At 37.9% G+C, this 20,863-nt stretch carries 25 protein-coding genes and 1 pseudogene; 19 read left to right on the top strand and 7 right to left on the bottom strand.

What is annotated here, in order from left to right:
• The first annotated feature begins 265 nt into the window (after positions 1 to 265).
• From NON16_RS15100 to NON16_RS15085, 4 genes are all read left to right on the top strand, one after another.
• Positions 266 to 1,906: a DUF6583 family protein gene (locus NON16_RS15100; RefSeq protein WP_257350223.1), complete on the top strand. Its 1,641-nt coding sequence runs from the start codon at positions 266 to 268 to the stop codon at positions 1,904 to 1,906.
• A gap of 85 nt (positions 1,907 to 1,991) precedes the next feature.
• A complete protein-coding gene (locus tag NON16_RS15095) occupies positions 1,992 to 3,191 on the top strand; it encodes an ABC transporter permease (protein WP_257350222.1) in 1,200 nt (399 codons plus the stop codon).
• Positions 3,188 to 4,348 carry an ABC transporter permease gene (locus tag NON16_RS15090; protein WP_257350221.1) on the top strand — a complete coding sequence of 387 codons (1,161 nt, stop codon included), beginning with the start codon at positions 3,188 to 3,190 and terminating at the stop codon, positions 4,346 to 4,348. Before NON16_RS15095 ends, NON16_RS15090 begins: the two co-directional genes overlap by 4 nt.
• On the top strand, positions 4,341 to 5,045 hold the full coding sequence (locus NON16_RS15085) for an ABC transporter ATP-binding protein (protein ID WP_257350220.1): 705 nt from the start codon (positions 4,341 to 4,343) through the stop codon (positions 5,043 to 5,045). Before NON16_RS15090 ends, NON16_RS15085 begins: the two co-directional genes overlap by 8 nt.
• 206 nt (positions 5,046 to 5,251) lie before the next feature.
• Here the strand turns inward: NON16_RS15085 and NON16_RS15080 are convergent, their stop codons facing one another.
• The gene (locus NON16_RS15080) at positions 5,252 to 6,034 is read right to left on the bottom strand and encodes an SGNH/GDSL hydrolase family protein (RefSeq protein ID WP_257350219.1); all 783 of its coding nucleotides are present in this window, start codon (positions 6,032 to 6,034) and stop codon (positions 5,252 to 5,254) included.
• Between the two features lie 284 nt (positions 6,035 to 6,318).
• Between NON16_RS15080 and NON16_RS15075 the strand changes: the two genes are divergently transcribed.
• Positions 6,319 to 6,483, top strand: coding sequence for a hypothetical protein (locus tag NON16_RS15075; protein ID WP_257350218.1), 165 nt, complete (start codon positions 6,319 to 6,321; stop codon positions 6,481 to 6,483).
• A 228-nt stretch (positions 6,484 to 6,711) separates the two neighbouring features.
• Here NON16_RS15075 and NON16_RS15070 read toward each other — a convergent pair whose 3' ends face one another.
• On the bottom strand, positions 6,712 to 7,566 hold the full coding sequence (locus NON16_RS15070) for a LysM peptidoglycan-binding domain-containing protein (RefSeq protein ID WP_257350217.1): 855 nt from the start codon (positions 7,564 to 7,566) through the stop codon (positions 6,712 to 6,714).
• Positions 7,567 to 8,359: 793 nt separating this feature from the next.
• Between NON16_RS15070 and NON16_RS25855 the strand changes: the two genes are divergently transcribed.
• The 14 genes and pseudogenes from NON16_RS25855 (at position 8,360) to NON16_RS15005 (ending at position 15,593) form a co-directional block, all read left to right on the top strand.
• Positions 8,360 to 10,177, top strand: coding sequence for a T7SS effector LXG polymorphic toxin (locus tag NON16_RS25855; protein ID WP_257350216.1), 1,818 nt, complete (start codon positions 8,360 to 8,362; stop codon positions 10,175 to 10,177).
• A 22-nt stretch (positions 10,178 to 10,199) separates the two neighbouring features.
• Positions 10,200 to 10,778, top strand: a complete 579-nt coding sequence (locus NON16_RS15060) for a suppressor of fused domain protein (RefSeq protein WP_257350215.1) — start codon at positions 10,200 to 10,202, stop codon at positions 10,776 to 10,778.
• 363 nt (positions 10,779 to 11,141) lie between these two features.
• The gene (locus NON16_RS15055; protein WP_257350214.1) at positions 11,142 to 11,348 is read left to right on the top strand and encodes a hypothetical protein; all 207 of its coding nucleotides are present in this window, start codon (positions 11,142 to 11,144) and stop codon (positions 11,346 to 11,348) included.
• Positions 11,349 to 11,531: 183 nt separating this feature from the next.
• Positions 11,532 to 11,690 (top strand): annotated as a pseudogene (locus NON16_RS15050) (pre-toxin TG domain-containing protein); the annotation flags it as partial.
• A 14-nt stretch (positions 11,691 to 11,704) separates the two neighbouring features.
• A complete protein-coding gene (locus tag NON16_RS25685) occupies positions 11,705 to 11,908 on the top strand; it encodes a DNA/RNA non-specific endonuclease (protein WP_372508821.1) in 204 nt (67 codons plus the stop codon).
• Positions 11,909 to 11,919: 11 nt separating this feature from the next.
• The gene (locus NON16_RS15045) at positions 11,920 to 12,396 is read left to right on the top strand and encodes an antitoxin YezG family protein (RefSeq protein WP_257350212.1); all 477 of its coding nucleotides are present in this window, start codon (positions 11,920 to 11,922) and stop codon (positions 12,394 to 12,396) included.
• A 119-nt stretch (positions 12,397 to 12,515) separates the two neighbouring features.
• Entirely contained in the window at positions 12,516 to 12,932 is a 417-nt protein-coding gene (locus NON16_RS15040; RefSeq protein ID WP_257350211.1) for an antitoxin YezG family protein, read from the top strand.
• The gene (locus tag NON16_RS15035) at positions 12,932 to 13,084 is read left to right on the top strand and encodes an antitoxin YezG family protein (RefSeq protein WP_257350210.1); all 153 of its coding nucleotides are present in this window, start codon (positions 12,932 to 12,934) and stop codon (positions 13,082 to 13,084) included. The genes NON16_RS15040 and NON16_RS15035 overlap by 1 nt, the downstream gene beginning before the upstream one ends.
• Complete coding sequence (locus NON16_RS15030) at positions 13,054 to 13,410, top strand: immunity protein YezG family protein (RefSeq protein ID WP_308216618.1); 357 nt, start codon at positions 13,054 to 13,056, stop codon at positions 13,408 to 13,410. Before NON16_RS15035 ends, NON16_RS15030 begins: the two co-directional genes overlap by 31 nt.
• 121 nt (positions 13,411 to 13,531) lie before the next feature.
• Entirely contained in the window at positions 13,532 to 14,005 is a 474-nt protein-coding gene (locus NON16_RS15025) for an antitoxin YezG family protein (protein WP_257350209.1), read from the top strand.
• 124 nt (positions 14,006 to 14,129) lie between these two features.
• On the top strand, positions 14,130 to 14,591 hold the full coding sequence (locus tag NON16_RS15020; RefSeq protein WP_257350208.1) for an antitoxin YezG family protein: 462 nt from the start codon (positions 14,130 to 14,132) through the stop codon (positions 14,589 to 14,591).
• Positions 14,592 to 14,650: 59 nt separating this feature from the next.
• Positions 14,651 to 14,845 (top strand): DNA/RNA non-specific endonuclease, encoded by a 195-nt coding sequence (locus tag NON16_RS15015; protein WP_257350302.1) that lies wholly within the window; start codon positions 14,651 to 14,653, stop codon positions 14,843 to 14,845.
• A 25-nt stretch (positions 14,846 to 14,870) separates the two neighbouring features.
• Entirely contained in the window at positions 14,871 to 15,281 is a 411-nt protein-coding gene (locus NON16_RS15010; RefSeq protein WP_257350207.1) for an antitoxin YezG family protein, read from the top strand.
• A gap of 123 nt (positions 15,282 to 15,404) precedes the next feature.
• Positions 15,405 to 15,593 (top strand): immunity protein YezG family protein, encoded by a 189-nt coding sequence (locus NON16_RS15005; RefSeq protein ID WP_257350206.1) that lies wholly within the window; start codon positions 15,405 to 15,407, stop codon positions 15,591 to 15,593.
• Between the two features lie 68 nt (positions 15,594 to 15,661).
• Here the strand turns inward: NON16_RS15005 and bioC are convergent, their stop codons facing one another.
• From bioC to bioA, 5 genes are read right to left on the bottom strand one after another with little or no spacing between them, the layout of a single operon-like run.
• Positions 15,662 to 16,531 (bottom strand): malonyl-ACP O-methyltransferase BioC, encoded by an 870-nt coding sequence (gene bioC, locus NON16_RS15000; protein WP_257350205.1) that lies wholly within the window; start codon positions 16,529 to 16,531, stop codon positions 15,662 to 15,664.
• The gene (locus NON16_RS14995) at positions 16,528 to 17,271 is read right to left on the bottom strand and encodes an alpha/beta fold hydrolase (RefSeq protein ID WP_257350204.1); all 744 of its coding nucleotides are present in this window, start codon (positions 17,269 to 17,271) and stop codon (positions 16,528 to 16,530) included. The genes bioC and NON16_RS14995 overlap by 4 nt, the downstream gene beginning before the upstream one ends.
• Positions 17,268 to 18,464, bottom strand: coding sequence for an 8-amino-7-oxononanoate synthase (bioF, locus tag NON16_RS14990; RefSeq protein ID WP_257350203.1), 1,197 nt, complete (start codon positions 18,462 to 18,464; stop codon positions 17,268 to 17,270). The genes NON16_RS14995 and bioF overlap by 4 nt, the downstream gene beginning before the upstream one ends.
• A 30-nt stretch (positions 18,465 to 18,494) precedes the next feature.
• The gene (bioD, locus tag NON16_RS14985) at positions 18,495 to 19,190 is read right to left on the bottom strand and encodes a dethiobiotin synthase (protein ID WP_257350201.1); all 696 of its coding nucleotides are present in this window, start codon (positions 19,188 to 19,190) and stop codon (positions 18,495 to 18,497) included.
• On the bottom strand, positions 19,183 to 20,481 hold the full coding sequence (gene bioA / locus NON16_RS14980; protein WP_372508824.1) for an adenosylmethionine--8-amino-7-oxononanoate transaminase: 1,299 nt from the start codon (positions 20,479 to 20,481) through the stop codon (positions 19,183 to 19,185). The genes bioD and bioA overlap by 8 nt, the downstream gene beginning before the upstream one ends.
• Between the last annotated feature and the right edge of the window lie 382 nt (positions 20,482 to 20,863).

The raw sequence follows: 20,863 nt of genomic DNA, 5'->3' as shown, positions 1-20,863 counted from the left end.
GTTGGAATGACTTTATTTAACCTATTAAACTCACGTTTCCAGAATGAAATCGCTTCCACTTTCGGTCAAGATATTTCGATTAATAGTAATATGTTCCCTACCTTACTATTTTTTCAAATATATGGTTGAAAAGGGTTTGGCAAAGGTGTAGGATAATAAAGGCATGAAATTTTTCCCTTTTAATACAAGGGATTTACTAGCTTGTCTGCATGTTTTAATAAGGAGTTTCATAATTTAATAATACCTACATAATAAGGAGGACAAAATGAACGAAACTAGAAACGAAACAAGTGCAACATTAGAACCATCACAATCACCGAAGAGAAGTAAAAAGCCACTAATTATATCCCTGGCTGTTATCTTTATTCTCGGTATCGGGGCAACTGCTTATGCTATGTTCTTTAACCATTCTGCCAAAGAAATGTATTTCCTTGCTGAGAGTAATACATTTAATGAAACATCTGAATCATTTAATGAAACCTTTGCAGTAAATAAAGACCTAGCAGAAAAAACATTAGAAGAGAAATCAAAATCAACTACAGATCTTGGGTTTAAAGTAGAGGGTCTTGAAACGATTGATCCATCAATGGGGATGGTCGCTCCAATCGTTAACCAACTTAAATTAAACACTACAACCATGATTGCTCCGAAAGAATCTAAAGGTTTAGTTGAGGTTAACCTTGGTTTAGAAGGAACGGACCTTGTTAAATTAGAAGCTTATCAATCTGATAAACTAACTGGATTAAGTGTGCCGCTTCTTTATGACAAGTATTTATATTTCAAAAATGAAGACTTCGGAAAGTTAATGAAGAGATTCGATCCATCCTACATGGGGCCAGAGAAGATGGATAACCTCATTCAAATGCAAGTCGAAGCGATGAAAAGTCAAGAAAAGCTTGCTGAATTCCGTGAAGAGTATGGAAAGTTCCTTCTTGAAAATATTTCGGAAGAAAGTGTTACTGAAGGTAAGGGTGAGCTTAAAGGTGAAACATACACGAAGCTAACACTTGAACTTTCTGAAAAAGAAGTGCAAGATCTTATGAAAAAGCTAATCGACAAAGTTCAAAAGGATAAAGAATTGAAAGAACTGCTCGTTGATATGTCCGCGGGTTCTGGTCTAGCAGCTAACCCAGCACTTGCTGTTAGCGAAGGTGAAACGGATAAAGATAAAGTTAAGGAAGAAATGGAAAAGGCTTTAAAAGACATGGAAGACAATCTTGATAAGTTAAAAATGCCTGACGGTTTCAAGAGCACAATCCTAGTTAATGATAAAGACTTAATTGTTAAGCGTGATATTGATTTTAAAATTGGCGAAAAAGAAGAACTTGTTACATTCGGATACTCAAGCCACGCTTTGCGTAAAGATGAAGTAATTACTGATGGAAAATGGGCGCTTCAAGTCTCTCCTAAGAAATCTGAAGGTGGAGATCTCTTTAAGGCTGTCGTTGAACTTAAGGGTGAACCGAGTAAGCGTGACATTAATGGAACTTTCTCGCTTTCTGAAAGTGGAGAACTTTCGGGCAGTGTTGATTTCGACGCTACAATGAGTGGAAAACCGGAAGATATGAAGATTGAGTTCGAGGTGGCTGTAAAAGGCTCCGACCAACCGATTCCTCCTGTTAAAGGTCATTTCACTCGAAAGGTGAAGGATGAACTTGATAAAGGGACCTATTCAGCTTCTGGAGAATTTGGTATTGAGGTAGATGCAGGCATAGGGAATCCAATTAGTGCTGTCATTGATTATAAGAACAAAACAGAATTCACAGACGAATTGAAGTTTCCAAAGCTTGAAGATGAAGGTGAAAACATCTCAGAACTAAGCGATGCAGAGCTTCAAAAGATCGCTGCAGAAATTCAAACAAAAATCCAACAGCTTATGATGAATAACCAACAGCTGTTTAACTAAAACGATTAAACGGAAGGATGACTTAACGGCGTAATAACCAATGAGTCATCCCTTCTCTTTTACATACTTAAGATAGGTGACAAACATGAAATCGACTGTTTTAGCACGTATGCAATTGAAGGAAATTTTGCGACAGCCCATGGCTTGGGGTGTGCTTTTTTTGCTTCCGCTCGGGCTTGTTGCCTTCCTTGTTTATGGACTCGAAAATCTAATGAAGTCCGAATCCCTCCTTCCTCCGTTTGATGTAGCGATTGTCGATGAGGATGATACCGTCGAAACAAACTTATTGATCCAACAATTTCAAGAGGATGAAGAGCTTGAGGAGTTAATTACGTTCCGGCATGTGAACGAAAGTGATGCTCAAGATCTTCTTACTGAAAATAAAGTCTCCGCCATTCTTACAATTCCGGATGGATTTACAAAAGGAATACGGATTGGTGAAAATAAACCTGTTCTTGTGATTGGTAATGAGCAGCGGCCGATTCAATCTGCGCTCTTTCATGAAATGATGAAAAGTGCTGCCGATCTCGTCAGTGCTGCACAAAGTGGTGTCAACACTATTTATGAATTTAAGAACCGGGAAGGGTCAGCTGGATCTGCGGAAATTAACGCATCGATTAAAGAATTTACGTTGTTTGCGTTCGGCCGAGAGAAAATGTTTGAAAAGGAAGAAATAGAATCATTTAGTGGAGTTACCCCGCTAAAATATTACAGCACATCGGGTTTGATTTTATTGCTATGCCTAACAGGATTGTTAACGATGGGCATTACGATGTCTTCTAATGAACGAATTGATGAGCGGTTGCAAACGTTCGGTGTTTCATCCGCAGCCCAAGTCGGTAGTCATTTCTTTACCCATTTCACGATTTTATTAGCCCAAACCGGAATCCTCATTAGTTGCTTTTTCTTATTCACCAATTTGGAGGTCACTGGTCAGCTTGGTTGGGGTCTTCTTACTCTTGGTGCTACCATTGCGGTCATTAGCGCCTGGTACGCCCTGCTATCTTCCCTTCCATTGCACGAGGTAATGCGATCATTCACTGGTTTAATTTTTCTCGTTCTTTTTGCTGCATGTGGAAGTCTTATTTTCCCTCAAGCGTACTACACTGGGATTTTAGAATGGATAAACCTTGGTACTTTGAGTCACTGGTCACACACAGGGCTCCTCCACTCTATTTTTGATAGTAATAAAGAAATCCTTTATCCAAGTTTACTCGTAATGTTAGGCATGATCGGCCTATTCTTATTCACAGCTTACGTGTTTAGGCAGGTGAAGCATAGATGAACATGTGGCATATCTGGAGAACACGCTGGAAAATACATGTTAGTCAACGGATACAGTTCCTTGTATTACTGATTGTGCCTCTTCTCGTCTTCTGGGGTGGAGATCAACTGCTTAAATCTAGCTCTGGACAAGTGAAGATTCCAATCGTTTTTGTAGCTGAACAGGAAAACGATACGGTCAACTTGTTGATTGAACGAATATCGAATAAAGAAACCATTTATGCAATCGAGCGTTCTAAAGAGGAAGCAAAACGACTACTTGAAACGAACCAGGTCGAAGCTGCCGTTGTATTTACTGATGATATTGAGGAAAAACTCCGAGCCGGGAAAATTGAGGATGTTATTAAACTATGGGAGTCCCCTTCCGCAATTTCTATTGGCTTGATTGAGGAGTTTGTTGCCTCAGAGGTGATTCGACTTGCGAGCAATGGAAAAGCTGCGACCTATCTTGAGGATGAACTAAACGGTGAAGATGTTTACGCTGAGGCTTGGGCGTATGCAGACGGCCAATGGGAACCTAAGCCCCTAATGACTATTGATTATAAAACAGGTGGAGAAGAATCAGCTACTAGCGAAACGGACTCCAAGACCGATAGTAGCAATCCCTCCCCTCTCCTATACGGCTTACTTAGTGTCTACATCATGCTCATCAGTTTTTTCCTGATTACATGGGTTTTTGAAGACCGTCGCAATGGTGTCGCTTTACGGAGCGGCATGTTTGGGGTTAGTCGCTTAACACAACTTTCTGCAAACATATTAGGAACCTTTTCATACACTGGTTTCACAATGATACCCGTTAGCATTTATTTTATAATCAGTATGGATGGTAATTTAGAGCGACTGGCTTTGGGTATTATCGTATATCTGATTGCATGCATCGGGATTAGTTTCATGATCAGTCAATTTATTCAGTCGAGAATGCTTTATCAGTTGGTGGCGATCGCTATTACTGTTTTTACCAGTCTGATAGGCGGAAGCTTTCTACAGATAAGTGAGTTTTCATCAATGTTCGAAACAGTTGCAAAGTATACCCCACAACAGTGGTTCTTAAATGGAATATTTACAGGGGAGATTTCAACGTCGATCATCATTTTAGCAGCAATTGGACTCGGATCAATGATTATAGGCTTGGGAAGAGGAGTGTTACGCCATGATTGAACTAAGGAACATCACGAAGCGATATAAAGGCAAGGAGGTTGTAAAGGATGTGGACCTCTTTATCCCTAAAGGAGCACGTGTTGGTTTGGTCGGGCCAAATGGCGCTGGTAAATCAACGCTTATGAAAATGATTGCCACCCTTGTGAACCCGAGCAAAGGCGACGTTCTTATCGAGGGCCAAACCGTTCGGCAAAAAAAGAAGAGTATCCGTAAGCGAATCGGTTATGTACCCCAGGACATCGCCTTACACATGAACTTATCGGTCAAAGAAAATCTAACGTTCTGGGTAGGGATGGCTCCAGGGAAAATTACGGATACAAGGATTGCCCAGCTACTTGATATGGTTGGATTAACCCCACACCTAAGTAAACGGGTTGAGGCGCTATCAGGCGGGATGCAACGGAAGCTGAATATAATGATTGCTTTGTTACACAATCCGGATTATTTGATAATGGATGAACCGACTGTTGGCATCGACATCTCATCCAAAACTGACATTATCCGTTTTCTCAAACATCTAGATAACGAAAAAACGATTCTGTTCTCAAGCCATGACTTGTCTGAAATTGAACAACTCTGTCAATATGTGCTTGTGCTAGACGGTGGGGCCCTTCGACATTTTGGAACCATTCATGATTTACCAGGTGTAGACCCTGTCCACCACCTTCTACGTGAACTACACATCATCCGGAGTTGAGCAATAAGTAAACATAGCAAGGGAACACTCCTGCATAGCCACCTTATTCAAACGTTTGATTGATTGCGGCATCCCACGGCTACCAATAGATGATCTGCGTTAAACAAACGTTTGATTAACATACGAAAACCCCTCATTTCGAATCTCAGAGTGAGGGGTTTTAATATGCTCTACCGTACTTATCTACTGTCCTAAAAAGTAATCAGCTAAATAACTGGCCCAGATCCATCTGTCAACAAATAATTCTTGATTTCCGCATTGTCACTATCAGGCCAGTCTTCCCAGTGATTTAAGTAAATATGACCCTTCTCTTTGGCAAATTCCTTTAAGCTTTCCACTTGGCTCAAATATAAGCTTGGTTCGAAAACAGGATGTGGTGGTTGTAATAGTAACACCATTTCCCCGTTTTGCTCTAAAAAACGATTGTTCATATATCGTATACTTGCCAGTGTATCATCGATGTTGATATCTGCGTTGTCATTTAAAAGGAACGGTTCCAATAAGACTATATCTGGACTTGTCTCTACTACACTATTAAATTTATCACCGTAAATGATTTCAATCGACCAACCATCCCCAAAGCTTGTAGGCACTATATCAAAAACTTCTGTCCCATATGCTTGGTTTAACCTCTCCTTAAAAAGGGAAGGCCAAGGAGTAGACCCTTTAGTTTGAGCACCAGAGCCGATAATTGCAAGTTTAATGGGTTCTCCGGCATCTATTTTTTGTAAAATAAGATTCTGAAGTTCGGATGTCATGTTACCAGTTAACTCTTTATAGTTTGGCTGCTTGGAACCGTTTTTTGTTGGTTTCTTTTTTGATTCTTTCGACTTTTTCTCAGCAACATTTTCGGTTGTGTTTGAGGTGTTTTCAGCACTTGCTATTGACGAAAGATGATTGTCACTAATTTTGGCTTTCCAATAAAAATGACCAAAAATAATACTTCCTATTGATAAAGTGACGATAAGTATGTATAGTAGTTTTTTCATATTTCTTCTCCTTAAAATTCGACAAATAATCTCTATGTTTTTATATACATAATTTTGCTACAAATTAGGGGTTTTGTCAAAAAAAGATAGAGTTATCATAAGGAAAATATTAAATAGAGCGACACCTTTTAATAAGAAATTAGTATCATTTTATCAAAACGGTTTGAATAGTCACTTTTAACTACTTATTTCGACAAAGTTTTTACAATATACTATTTTACACATAGTAAAATTTAACCTATACTAGACTTATATCATATTTTACTTGAGAGGTGAGTCTAAAGTTGGATAAAGATCAACTTACAGTTGTCCTAGTGAATCCTGGACAAAATCCAATCTCAACCTACATTCCGAACGATTTAGCCCATTTTGAACAGCTTGTCGACGGACCTGTTTGTGTCGAAAAATTTTTCATAAGTGGGTACCGATTAGTATGTAGTGTAGATTAGAGGAATGTGAACAAATAAAGAAACGACTAAAAGAACGATCAAAGAGACGTAAGAAAAAGAGCTTCCGGTCGTTTTTCTCAAAATAAAACTCTTTTTCATCCCTACCAAACGATTGTGGTGCCTATCGTATTTGATATTTTAATATAACTTCTTTTTCTCGAATACTCCAAATGCTTTATTATGCAAAAACCCTTTTAGACCTTCTAGAAGGGTTTTTGCTTATGTTTTTTAGTTAGGAATAATAAACTTTTGTCCTGGGAAGATGAGATCGGATGTTAAGTTGTTGGCATTCATTAATGCACTTAATGACACACCATTCTCAATGCTGATTTCCCAAAGTGTATCTCCAGGCCTTACAGTGTATGAACCGCCGTTTGAAGTTGTTTCTTTGGATGGTGCAGGGTTACTTGTAGCTGGAGCACTACCTGAAACCTTTAAACGTTGTCCTGGATAAATAAGATAAGAAGGAATATTGTTCAGTTGCTTAATTTTTGAGATTGATGTGTTGTATTTAATACTGATCCCCCAAAGTGTATCTCCTCGTTTAACTACATGAATAGATGTGTTAGAAGAACTACTTTCGTTTGGAGAAGACGGTTCTGGATTACTTGGTGCAGGTGCTGATGAACCTGAATTTAATACGCGACGAGCTGTCACAAAACGGTCACCCCAATAATATGGAGAAAATGCATCCGCGAATGCTACCCCTGTAGAACTCTGTGCTCCAAGCATTTTGCCATTTCCAGCGTAAATGGCTACGTGGTTAATCGATCCGTTGTAATCGGTATCATAAAAGAGTAGATCTCCTACTTGTAAGTTCGATTTTGACACTTTTGTCCCAACTGTTGCCTGCGCTCGACTTGTCCGCGGAAGATTAATCCCATGTTCCCTAAAAACAGTTGCTGTAAAAGATGAGCAATCGAATGAACTTGTATTTCCAATAGGTGCACCGTAACGATAAGGCTTTCCTAAATAATCATCACCACTGTTGATAATTGAACTCCCTGATGCTGCAAATGCTTGTCCTGCCCCCGAAAATACAATCCCTGCCGCCAATGCTACCGGTAAAATCTTTTTCTTCATTACTTTTCCTCCAATTGGATTGTTTATATTTGGTAATAAACCAATTGGGAGTTAGCTAAAAAGTAGAGTTCTTACATTTTATAAAAGTAATTAGGACTATGCTGCACTTCTGAAAGATTATGTATATAACAAGTTCTACTTTTACTACCTCTCCCCTATGTTCTTAAATATCGTACCATAGGAAAGTAGTTTGTTATTTTACAAGTTCATTACAAATGAAGTAGAATATACTAGTTTTTTGCATTATTTTGTCATATTAATGTAATCTATTAAACGTTATTCCCTATAAAATCTAATATTTTTTAAAAATGAGCAATTTAAAGGTACTTTATATCGGCGTCTTTTTTACTAATTTAAATAAAAAACCATATTGAACTATCCTAATAGTCTAAAAATACGACTTCTTTCACCCACATATAATCTATATTTCGTTGGATTGCTTTTCCCATTCTATATTCTCCTGTCTAAAACCGGACAAAATGATTTCCATTCTCGACTTTTCTAACAATGAACACTTCGTACTAATATGAATACCTGAATAGTATATTTAGCATATGTGTATTGGATTATTTTCTTTAAATCCGCTTTTTTCCATAGAACAAGTGTTAGAAGATGTTTACTATAAAGGTAGGTTATTTTTGGAAAGCTTAAGAGGGTTAAGACAGTTCCGGATTTTTTATCCTCCCTCTACCCAATTAATACACCATCACGATTACATAATTAGCGTAATTTTTTATAAAACGACCAAACGTAAAACGATCACAAGATTCTATAATGAAAGGCAGACGGGATTGTGAATGTAAATGGGAGCACTACAGGAGCAAGATCTACAAGTGTCTATGAGGCAAGAACGTTATTGGATACGATGGCAACACGCAAGAATGAATATGAACAGCTAAGGGATCAGCTAGAAACGTTACAAACTGCTTTGAAAAGCATCGTCAACCTCGATAATGAATTTCAAGGAAAAGGCGCGGATGCAATAAAAGGCTTTTTTCGTATCCAGGCTGAAGTCGTTGGTGACTGGATCCAACTTGCCAATGCCAATATTGTTTTCTTTGGAGCAATGGAAATGGATGCCGAAGAGAAAAAACTTTCTGGTGATGCGATTGTTGAAGTGCCATTTCTCGAAAGCGACCTTTTCCAAAGTGCACTTAGAGCCGATCAAATGGTAGCGGATCAACAACAAGCACTCCAGAATATTTTTAGCCGTATTAGCGACATTCATCAGATGGACGTCTTTTCACGAGCGGGCTTTGATTCCCAAATGGAAAAGGCGGAAAAGAAGCGGAGAGACACGATCGACGCGGTCAATCAACTGGACGAAATCTGGATGGGTCAGTACGTTCCCTTACAGGATACAGAACGGGTGATTAGTGAAAAGTTCAAATTACTAATGGAATCGTCTCGACAAGGGAATCAAATTTCTCCAATTCACTTTAATTCAGTTGCTTACCAAACAAGTGACGTGCACGAACAAATAAAACAGGCTGAGAATCGAACCGAGCAATACCTGAAATTCAAAGAAGAACAAGCGAAGGCACGTGAACGAATTAAAGAACTCGAGGAACTAGAAAATCGACCATGGTATGAAAAAGCGTGGGATGGCGTTAAGACCTTTACAGGGGAATTCACCGGATATTATGATTACCTTAGAGCAACTGAAGGCGTCGATCCGATCACAGGTAGAAAGCTAACCGCTGCTGAGAGAGCGACTGCCGGGGCAATGGCCGCTGCAGGATTCATTCCAGTTGTCGGCTGGGCTGGACGAGCGTTTAAGGGCGGAAAAGCGATTTATAAGACTGCCAAAGGAATGAACGCCGCTGAAAATGCATTGGATGCTTATAAGAATTCAAAGGCTTTTTCAAAACTGGAAAAAGCTGAATTGGGACTGTATGGGCTTGTCTCTGCCAACGGATTCGGTGAATATTTTACTGGAAAAGATATGTTCGGGAACGAGTTGACAGAGGAACAACGTCAGGCTGGCCTCTATCAGGGCGTGTTTGGTTCAGTCTTCGCGGCAGCTCCATTTACGCCACAAGTCGCTCGAGGTTCCAAAAAAGTCAGCCAGCAAACACTTGAAAAGGCTCATCAAATGGCGAACAAATCCAAAGCTAGTATGCAGGACTTCATGTACAGTGTACGAGGCGGCATGGATTCGTTAATACCACCTGGAATGCAACCAGCTATGGCAGGCATCGGCCCAAGGGTTCCTATGAACACGATGAATTCTTCTTCTGTGAAAAAGGTAATTGAGAGTACGATATCGAAGTTTTCAGTTAAGGGTATTACGAGTAATAAAACTTATAAAAGACCTTCAGGATACCGAAAAGGCGTTAGAGACAAAGTTTGGGAAAATGCAAAAAAATCCGATGGTGAAGTTAGAGATCCATTAACTAAAAAAGTAATAAACAAAGATGAACAATGGGATATGGGGCATAAACCGGGTTATGAGTTCAGAAAACATCAGCAAAGTGCAACTGAAAGAGGTATCTCACGAAAGGAGTTTCTGGATGAACATAATAATCCAGATCACTACCAACCAGAACTCCCATCCTCAAATAGAAGTCATCAAGGAGAAGACTTGACTGATGATTATTTCGGGGATTAATTGATAGTTGGAGGGATTTTTTATGAGTATTTCAAGTGAAAATAAAATAATTGCAAAGTCAGCGTTACAAGCATTTGGTGGATCACCAAAGGTAAATAAATATTGGGATGACCAACATAAAAGCAGTATTGATATATTATCTGCTAGCGATAGACCTTATGAAGGTGTTTCATCATATTCAACTCTTAACTTATCAGACTATTCAATTGATCTATTAATAGACGAAAAACCTCTAACAATAGAGATTGTTGGTGCATGTTATACAGAGTTTAATTTATTCTCGAATGTTTTATCAACATGTGCATTTAATATAATAAACTCAAACTATTCGTGTGCACCAGGAGTGATTTTTAGAGATGTTCTAAAAATGTATTACCCGAATACTGAAATGGAACACATATTATTTGCCCCACCCTTTTTGTGGGAGGAGTCATTAAAGACGATTGAATTTTCAAATAAATGCGTTACATGGTTACTTGCTGTTCCTATTTCTGAAAAAGAATATCATTACGCTGAAGAACATGGGCCCGAAAATTTAGAAAAATTATTTGAACATGAAAAAATAGATATATTTAACATTGAAAGAAAATCTGTTCTATAAAAAACATATGAATATAAAATCTTGATTGGTATGCTTTCCCTCAAGGCTTTATTTGTAATTTCAAAATTGAAGTTATAAAATTAAAAATAGTTTTAGATATAAATAAAGTTTTTGAGAAAATAAATAGTTTTAAAGATAATGCAACTGAATTATCTCATTTATTAATAAATGAGGATTATGATAGTGTTTTGGACCTTTCCCCTTCCCTGTATGTAAACTTTGATAATAAGGAATTAAATTATTTTCACTATATCCTGAACCAGCTTCTTGACTTCACAGAATATGTACCTAAGAAGGAACAATACTGGATTATAGATGTAGAAAACTTTTTAGCTAAAAATTTCAAATAAAGGAGATGGGAATATGTCCGAAAAGCTAACAATATTAAAAGATAAGTTCCAAAAAGGGGAATCAGATGAAGAAGTTGAAGGATTAACGATAATAATAGACGGAAAAATAAAAGAGGTTTTTGACGAAGTAATAAACACCCAAAAAGAATATAGCGAATATACCGAGGTTATGAGAGATGTTGTTTTTACCGGATTAAGAAGCATATTAGATAATAAATAGATATGTATAAAAACGGAAGTTCCTAAACAAAAGTTTATTCATTCGTACTAGATGGAGTGGAATGAAGTTTGAATTATTCCTTTGAAATAAATAAAATCATAACTAGCCATTCAAACCAAAATTTGTAAACCACACGAGTTTTAGTAGATAACTCGTGTGGTTTTTTATTTATTAAATCTTCTCCTTACTGGATATTATGATTACCTTAGATCAACAGAAGGCGTCGATCCGATCACAGGTAGAAAGCTTACCGCAGCCGAACGAGCAACCGCCGGTGCAATGGCCGCTGCAGGATTCATTCCAGTTGTCGGCTGGGCTGGATGCGCGTTTAAAGGGGGAAAGCGATCTATAAATATATGGTTCCCATGAATGGAAAACTCGTAAATCAAGGATCTTATAAGCGGCTAGAAAACCAATGGAAAAGTGCACCTGAGTCAGGTCAAGAAGTATTTGTAGATGTAACACCAAAATTCAAAGGAGATTCAACAAGGCCCAATGAATTTGTAATTAAGTATAAAATTGAAGGGAAAGAAACAATTAGGCGATTGGATAATCCATAGGAGGTTTAATCATGGAGACAAAAGTAATGGAAAATATATATCAAGAAATAGCCTATAATTTACAAAGCATGATTCCTGGGGCTTGGATAAAAATTCACCTCTACGCAGAAGTCTGGAAAGGTTCAAGACAAGTATATTTTTATTTTTATCCAGATGGAAAAAGCGAGCCTATTTATAGCCTTGACATTATAAAAAAATATAACGTAGATGAGGAAGCCATTGAAGAACTAGAAGATAACTTATATGATTGTTTCACAGAGTTATCAGAAGAGTTTAGTAACCAGAATCAAGAGAAATGGACGAATCTCACGTTAACAATTGATACCACTGGTGAATTCAATATTGATTACAACTATGAAGACTTATCTGAAGTTGACCCTTATGAGCAACAGATTATTTGGGAATACAAGAATCTAGGAATCAAAACCAAAGGAAAAAGACCCCAAGCAATCATTGAGAAGTACATTGTTGAAAATGAAAAAAAATAATAGTTATTACTATGCCTTGCTAGGTAACTACCTTCCAAGATATTTTTATTTATCGAGTTTCTTCCTCCACATTAACGGATTTGATGGAATTATACAGAAATCTTAGGAGTGAACTTTAAATGAGAACAACTGAAATGGAAGATATATATAACAAAATAGCAATAATTATTAACAACAACATTCCAGGAGAATGGAGTAAATTATACCTTTACGCCGAAGTCCGTGAAGGCTATAGGAAAGTTTTCTTTTATTATTATCCTAGTGCTGATACTGAACCAGTTTATAGCCTTGATATTACTGATAAGTTCAATCTCAACGAGGATGAGTTTGATGAATTAGAAAACCAGTTATATACATGTTTTTCAGGGTTACGTGAAGAATTCAAGAAGCAAGAACAAGAACCTTGGTCAAATTTAACCTTTATTTTAGATAATATTGGTTCCATGAAGGTAGACTATGATTATGAAGATGTTTCAGATATCAGTCCCGTTGATAAGCAGAATAATTGGGAAGAAGAATATCTAGAAAAAGAATAATGGAAACTAAAGAGATGGAAATGCTTTATGAGAAAGCAGCAAATATTTTAAATGAAATGATACCAGAAGCATGGAATAAGATCCTTCTTTACACAGAGGTTAGTGAAGAGGGCAGAAAAGTATATATTTTTATTATTACCCCAGCAACCTAGATGAACCAGTTTATAATCTAGATATCACAAATAGATTTATCAATTATGAAGATGAATACGAAGAGCTAGAAGATCAATTATATGATTGTTTTACGGAGTTATGGGAAGTGTTTAAGAATCAAAAGCAAGAAAAGTGGACAAGTCTTACATTTATACTTGAAAACACAGGAGAATTTAACATTGAATATAATTATGAAGACATTAGTGAACAGGATTCATATGAGCAGCGAATTATATGGAAGTATAAACATTTAGGTATAGAAACTAAGGGGGAAAGGCCACAAGCAATTATTCAAAAGCACATTACCGAAAGCGGAAAAAGTTAATGTTGTTAAGCTATGACTTTGAGAGTTACTACTGCTTTTTTCACCTGATTTCTTCCTATACATTAATGGATATGATGGATACCAGTCTGACTTAGCAAAAAGCTCTTAGGAGTGTACTTATTTGGAAACAACTGAAATGGAAGAACTATATAATAAAATCGGAATAATTATTAACAACATCATTCCAGAAGAATGGAATAAAGTATATTTATATGCAGAAGTAAGTGAAGAACATCAAAATGTATTTTTCTATTATTATCCAAAAGATAACCAGAACCCAATTTACAGTATGGATATCACAGATCAATTTAACATTGATGATAATAAATTTAAAGAACTACGGTATGATTTACCTGATTGTTTCGATGAATTATGGGAAGAGTTTAGAATTCAGAAGCAAGAGCAATGGACAAACCTAACTTTCATACTTGATAATACTGGAGAATTTAAGATTAACTATGAGTATGAATATCCTTCAACATTCGGACCATACGCAAAACAAGTTATTTGGGCATATAATACCCTTGGAATTAGAGTTGGAGGAGAAATGGCCGAGGATATCCTTAGGACTTATCTTCATAAGGATAATAAATAAAATTCTTTTAAAATCCGATCATGTCTTCATCAGGTCTCTTATGTATTTTTGTATTTTACAATCATATTCTTTCACACTTTCAAAAAATAGTGAACTCAACTTAGTAAATGGAGCAAAGAAAACAATGGAAGAACTATATCAAAACATCGGTATTACGCTTAATGATATGATCCCGGAAGCATGGGGGAAAATAGCCCTTTTTGCAGAATTTCGAAGTGATCTTAAACGTATATTTTTCTATTATATTCCATCAGGAAAAACTGATCCAGTATATAATCTTAACGTACCTGACCTATATTCTATTAATGAAGAAGAATATCAAGAATTGGAGTTTCAACTTTATGATTATTTTACAGAACTGTGGGAGGAATTTAGAAACCAAAATCAAGAACAATGGACGAATCTCACATTAACAATTGATAACACCGGTGATTTCAAAATCGATTACAACTACGAAGACCTATCTGAAGTGGACTCCTATGAACAACAGATTATTTGGGAATACAAGCATCTTGGAATAAAAACAAAAGGAGAAAGGCTCCAAGCAATCATTGAGAAGTACATTGATGATAATGAAAGAACATAATAGTTATTACTATACCTTGAGAGGATTACTGCCCCTCAAGGTACTTTTCGTTTGGATCAATATATACCAATAACGGGAATGCTAAATTAAATAGGAGCGAGTACAAGGTATTAGAAAATGCTTGGAAGAAGGCTTTAGAGGAAGGTAAAACAGTTGAAGTTAAAATTGAACCTATATACAAAGAAGATTCTGCAAGACCTTTAAAGTTTGAAATTGAATACAAAATTGATGGGAAAAGTATGAAGGCAATTTAACTAATTATAATGGAGAGGATTAATATTGGAAACTAAAGAGATGGAAATTATTTATCAAAGAGTAGCAACCATATTAAATGAAATGATTCCTGAAGATTGGAGAAAAATTTTTCTCTATTCTGAAGTAAGAGAGGGGTTCTCACAAGTATTTTATTATTATTATCCTTTAAACAATAAGAAATCTATCTATAATCTGGATATTATAGATAGGTTTGATGTAGATAAACGTTATCATAAAAATTTAAAACAGGAATTATATGAATGCTTTGAAGTCTTATGGAATGAATTTAGGTTGCAAGATCAAGAACAGTGGACAAATTTAACTTTTATTTTAGATAACACTGGTCAAATGAAAGTCAATTATAGATATGATGATATTTCTCAACTTAGTCCTGTTGAAAAACAAGAAGAATGGGAAGCAGAATATTTAAAGTGATACGAATCTTAATTAAGTCCAGATTTTCTAAATATGATCGATGTATTATTTAACCCGAGTAGTGGAAAATAATCTATCTATTCGGGTGTTCTTTGTATATATTAAACGATTAATAAACTTTAAATGGTCTCCCTACTCTCCCCTAATGATTTCAATATCGATTACAACTACGAAGACCTGTCTGAAGTGGACTCCTATGAACAACAGATTATTTGGGAATACAAAAACTTAGGAATAAAAACAAAAGGAAAAAGACCCCAAGCAATCATTGAGAAATACATTGCAGAAAATTTAAAGCAAAGTAATAGATAATATACTATACCTTGAGAGGTTAACTATCTCAAGGTATTGTTTGATTCGAGCATATATACCAAGCTTTTCTATGTTTTAATATCAACACCTACTGTTTCATCTACCCCATCATTATGTAACAGTCCTATTTTCTTAATGCTTAAAAACAAACAATCATACGTTGCTCGGATTCCATTTTCATCACGGTAATTTGTTTCGTACAATTTGATTAATTCCCTGAAGAAGGACGGGCGTTGGATCGAGTTTGTTTTATTGCTGTTGCTTGCTCCAATTTTTTGAACCGATGTAAAAAAGGCGCGTGCGTTTTGAAAATACTCCCGCTCAAATTGCTGTGTGCCTGTGATTTCATTTGGAAACGTACTTTTTGATACAGCTAATGCTCGTTCACATAGACCAACCAGTTCTGTTTTCGAATAAAACGCTTGCCCTGGAGCACTGCTCGTTTGGAGTTGTAGTTTTAATTTCGCCTGTACGTAGCAGGTATGGAGTTCCTGAAAAGTTTTTGCTCCAAAGGTTGAAAATGTGAAAACGCCCCCCGATTTTAATAAGGTATACAACTGTCCAATCACCTTCTTAGGATTATTCAACCATTGAAACGTTGCATTTGAAATGATGATATCGTAGGTTTTGTGGAGCATCATTTCTTCGATATCACCACATAGATAGGTGACCCTCTTCTCCCCCATCCTTTCCTTCGCCACCTCAATCATTCCTGGAGCTAAATCAATAGCAGTAATTGTCGCGTGTGGAAATACTTCACATAGTATCCGAGTCAAGTAACCGGATCCACAGCCAATTTCTAGAATATCAATTGATTTATCGGATTTCGGAAGTGAGCCGATTAATTGGTTCGCCATCTTTTTCTGGACATTGGCGTACTCATCATATGTCCTTGCATGGTCACTAAATCGTTTTCGCAAAAGTTGTTTATCAATCATTGCTTTTCATCCTTTTGCAGGAATTTTATAATTAGCTGAATGCACTCATCTGATTTTGTGAAAAACGAGATATGCCCTGCATTTTCGATTTCGTGAAATTCAGCGTTTTCTCCCAACTGTTGGTTTATCAAAGAAGAGGCTGTAGGAGGACAAATCGTATCCTCTACACCATGAATCAATAAAACCGGTGCGTCAATTTGCGAGAGAGTTACTCTTGTATCTGTTTGTAATAGATAATCTAACCCCGTACATAGCGAATCCAGATTATCCCCTTGAAACTCACGTTGTACAACCTCAATGAATTGTCTGTCCAACCCTTTCTCCCTCTCAGCTACAGAAAACATTTCTTCGTAAAAAGTTGTCAGTGTTTTCTCCTGATTGCGTTGTAACTGTTTCTTCATACGTTCGACAAAACGTGGTTGCCAGCCACTCGGGTAGTCCTCATCCCTTGTAAAACGGCTCGTCCCACCAATGAGTATTAAACCCTTAATCTGTTTTGGATACTCGCTTGTAAAATCAAGTGCCGCTAATGAACCTAGTGACCAGCCAAGTAAATAAACAGGCTCTTTAAACGAGAGTACTGTTTCCTTCACGCGTTCTTTAAAATCAGTTATTAGACCTACATTTCTCCATTCCACATAGGAAAGTTGAGTATTTTCAGAAAGAGGTCCAGTTAACGATTGAAACCCTGCCTTCTCCATTCCCCAGCCTGGTAGCATTACTAGATGCGTTTTCTTCATCCGATCAGCCCCATCTTTTTCCCGATATCAGCAATTCGATTCAAGGACCAATCCAGATCTTCCTTCTGATGTGCAGCGGTTAAGGTAAAACGAATTCTTGCTTCATTTTCTGGAACGGTTGGCGGTCTAACAGGAACAGCAGCTATTCCTTCTTTTTGCAATGCCTTAGCAAACATCATTGTTGTCTCATTTTCTCCTATAATAACCGGCACGATTTGCGATTCACTCCCACCTATATCAAATCCGAGATCAATGAGTGCCTCTCTAAAATATCTAGCATTCGTTTGCAGTGAAGCACGTCGTTCAGGTTCAAACTGTACAATCTCAATCGCAGTCTTTGCAGCACCAAGGACTGCTGGAGGCAAGGCCGTTGAATAAATGAAACTACGCATTCGGTTCGTTAAATAGTCGATGAGCCATTTCTTTCCGATCACATAAGCCCCGAATGAACCAAGTGCTTTGCTGAAAGTACCCATTTGGATATCGATCCGATTCTGTAGATTAAGGTGGTGGGCATAACCTTCACCGTTTTTCCCATAAATGCCGCTTGAATGGGCTTCATCGACCATTAATATTGCGTTATACTGTTCCTTTAATTGAATAAGCTCTACTAAGTGGGCGAAATCACCATCCATACTGAATAAGGAATCTGTTACGATGAGCTTCCGTTTATCAGCAGGAGCTTTTTGCAGTAATGATTCCAGGTGTTTTAAATCATTATGCCGATATCGCTGGTGCTTGGCACGACTCAAGACGACGCCATCGACAATACTTGCATGATTCAGTTTATCGCTGAAAACATAGTCACCACGACCTAACAAGGCAGAAATAATTCCAAGATTCCCCGTATAGCCACTGTTTACAATTATCCCCGCTTCCGCCCTTTTCCACTTAATAAGTGCTGCTTCTGTTTCCTTATAAAGCGGATGATTGCCGACGATTAAGCGTGAGGCTGTGGCACCTGCACCGTATTTATCTACCGCTTCAATCATTGCTTTTTTCAACCGTTCATCGCCTGCGTACCCTAAATAGTTGTTGGAAGCTAGGTTTAGCATTTTCTTTCCATTAATCCTAAGCCATGATTGCTCAGCGGATTCGGAAGTAACGAGGTGGCGCTTTTGCGATAATGCCTCTAGATCAGCAAGCTCTGCCTTAATTTCCTCTTCCCATTGTGACTTCTCTTGTACCTTCAAAACCGTCCCTCCCCTCTAGTGCAACAAAATTTATACTTTTTTATAAAATCGTTGAAGATCAAGCCGCTCTTTCGCCATCTCTACAATTTGCTTTCGATCCGGGTTGTCCATCCACGGCAAAACTCCGAGGACTGGCACTCCAGAAAATTGTTCTATAATGGTTGGGTTCGTCTCTTCTGCTACTCCTGCTTCATCCTCTTTCAACCCGTTAATGACAACACCCAGAACCTCTATCCCCGCCTTTTTTGCATAGTCAATTGTTAGCAGGGTGTGATTCACAGTTCCTAGGTTAGGGCGTGCTACGATAATTAACGGATATCCAATCGCTCTTGCTACATCTGAAACAAGGTAATCCTCACCAAACGGAACGGCTATTCCACCCGCTCCTTCTATGAAAAAGAAGTCATGCAACGGTTTAATGTCTTCCCAAGCATCAAGCACTTCATTCATGGAAACATGTTGACCTGAACGACTTGCTGCAACATAAGGAGCAAGAGGTTCTTCAAACTGAAAGGGAGTAATCTTTTCTAAAGGACTACTGTCTCCTGCCATCCTTTTAAGATAGGACGTGTCACTTGATGGATCTTCACGTTTAATCCCGCTCAGCATTGGCTTAAATACACCTACGTCCATCCCATTTTCCTTAAGTACAGCGGCAATTGCACCTGTGACAAACGTTTTGCCAACCTCGGTATCTGTTCCCGTAATAAAAAAGCCGCTACCCATTAACGGTTGCTCCTTCCGTAACGGTTTGAATCGCTTCTTTCATAATTCCGAGCATTGCTTTCAGATCATCAGGTGAGCTTGCTAGTGGTGGTAATAAGGCTATGACATCACCAAGCGGTCGAGTCAACATACCGAGCTCCCGCATTTTTAACGAAACCTGGTAACCCGTGCGATCCTCCCATTTAAATGATTCTTTCGTTTGCTTGTTCTTCACAAGTTCGATACCAGCCATAAAGCCAATTTGTCGGATGTCGCCAACATGCTCCAGTTCCTTAAACCGCTCCAATTCATTTTTTATTAGATTCGATTTCGTTTGCACGTTTTCAATAATTTGGTCGTTTTCAAATAGATCAAGGTTCGCGAGGGCAACGGCACAACCGAGCTGATTACCCGTATAAGAATGGCCATGGAAGAATGTTTTGAGCTTCGTATAATCGTCGTAAAAGGCTTGATAGATGTGCTCACTTGTTAACGTGGCCGCGATCGGAAGATATCCACCTGTAATCCCCTTTCCGGTTGTCATGATGTCAGGTACGACCGCTTCATGATTACAAGCAAACAACTCACCAGTTCGCCCAAAACCTGTCGCGACTTCATCCGCAATGAGAAGCACATCATACTCCTTACATAACGATTGCATGCCGGCTAAATACCCCTCTGGCATCTTAATCATCCCGCTCGCACCTTGCATCATCGGCTCAACGATAAGGGCAGCAATTTCATCATGATGCTTTTCAAGAACTCTTTTTAACTCCTGCAAACACTCATCCCGACATATTACTTCAACACCGCTTTCATGGCGATAGACGTATGGGTAAGGCACTTTATAGCTATCAAAAAGAAGCGGCTTATAAACCTTGTGAAAGATATCGACGTTCCCGAGGCTAACAGCACCTATTGTATCGCCATGGTATCCGTTCGACATCGTAACAAATTTTTGCTTCTGTACTTTACCGATGTTCTGCCAATATTGGAACGCCATTTTTAATGCAATTTCCACTGCTGAAGCCCCACTATCCGAGTAAAAAACACGGTCCAATCCTTTTGGGGTCATTTTAACTAGTCGTTCCGCCAGTTCAGTAGCCGGAACATTCGTCATTCCAAGTAAAGTCGAATGGGCAATTTTATCAAGCTGAGCTCGAATCGCTTCATCCAGCTCCTTTTTCCGATGGCCGTGAACATTGAGCCATACCGATGAAAAACCGTCATAATATGTATTTCCCTCTGTATCTTTTAAAAGAACCCCTTCCCCACTTTCGATGATTAAAGGGTCCTTATCGTAATCTTGCATTTGCGTAAACGGAAGCCATAAATACTGCTTACTTTTATCAATTAGTTCATTATGTTTGTCCAACTGGATCTCCCCTTTTATATGTTAACTTATTTTGTTTATAGGTTAACATATTTTTCGAGTGTAATCATTACTCTCTTAATCTTCTTCTATCCTCCTTACTAAAAAAGGTAGATTAATGATTAATTGAAATCTACTATACAGGGAACGTTGATTATCTCCTCAACCACAAGAGTTTTGTTTCTACTAATAGTGCGTGTTCAAAAAGGAGGACAAAAAGAGCCGAGAAGTTCGAGGCGTGAAAATTTCGAGGACCAGAACGACGAGCGGTACTTGCATAAATACTACGAGTTGTACCGAGGAAGCTTACTTCCAAGAATAC

Origin of the sequence: Pseudalkalibacillus decolorationis (genome assembly GCF_024609785.1) — a bacterium.
Classification (GTDB): domain Bacteria; phylum Bacillota; class Bacilli; order Bacillales; family Fictibacillaceae; genus Pseudalkalibacillus; species Pseudalkalibacillus decolorationis.
This window is presented reverse-complemented; position numbering and strand designations above follow the sequence as displayed.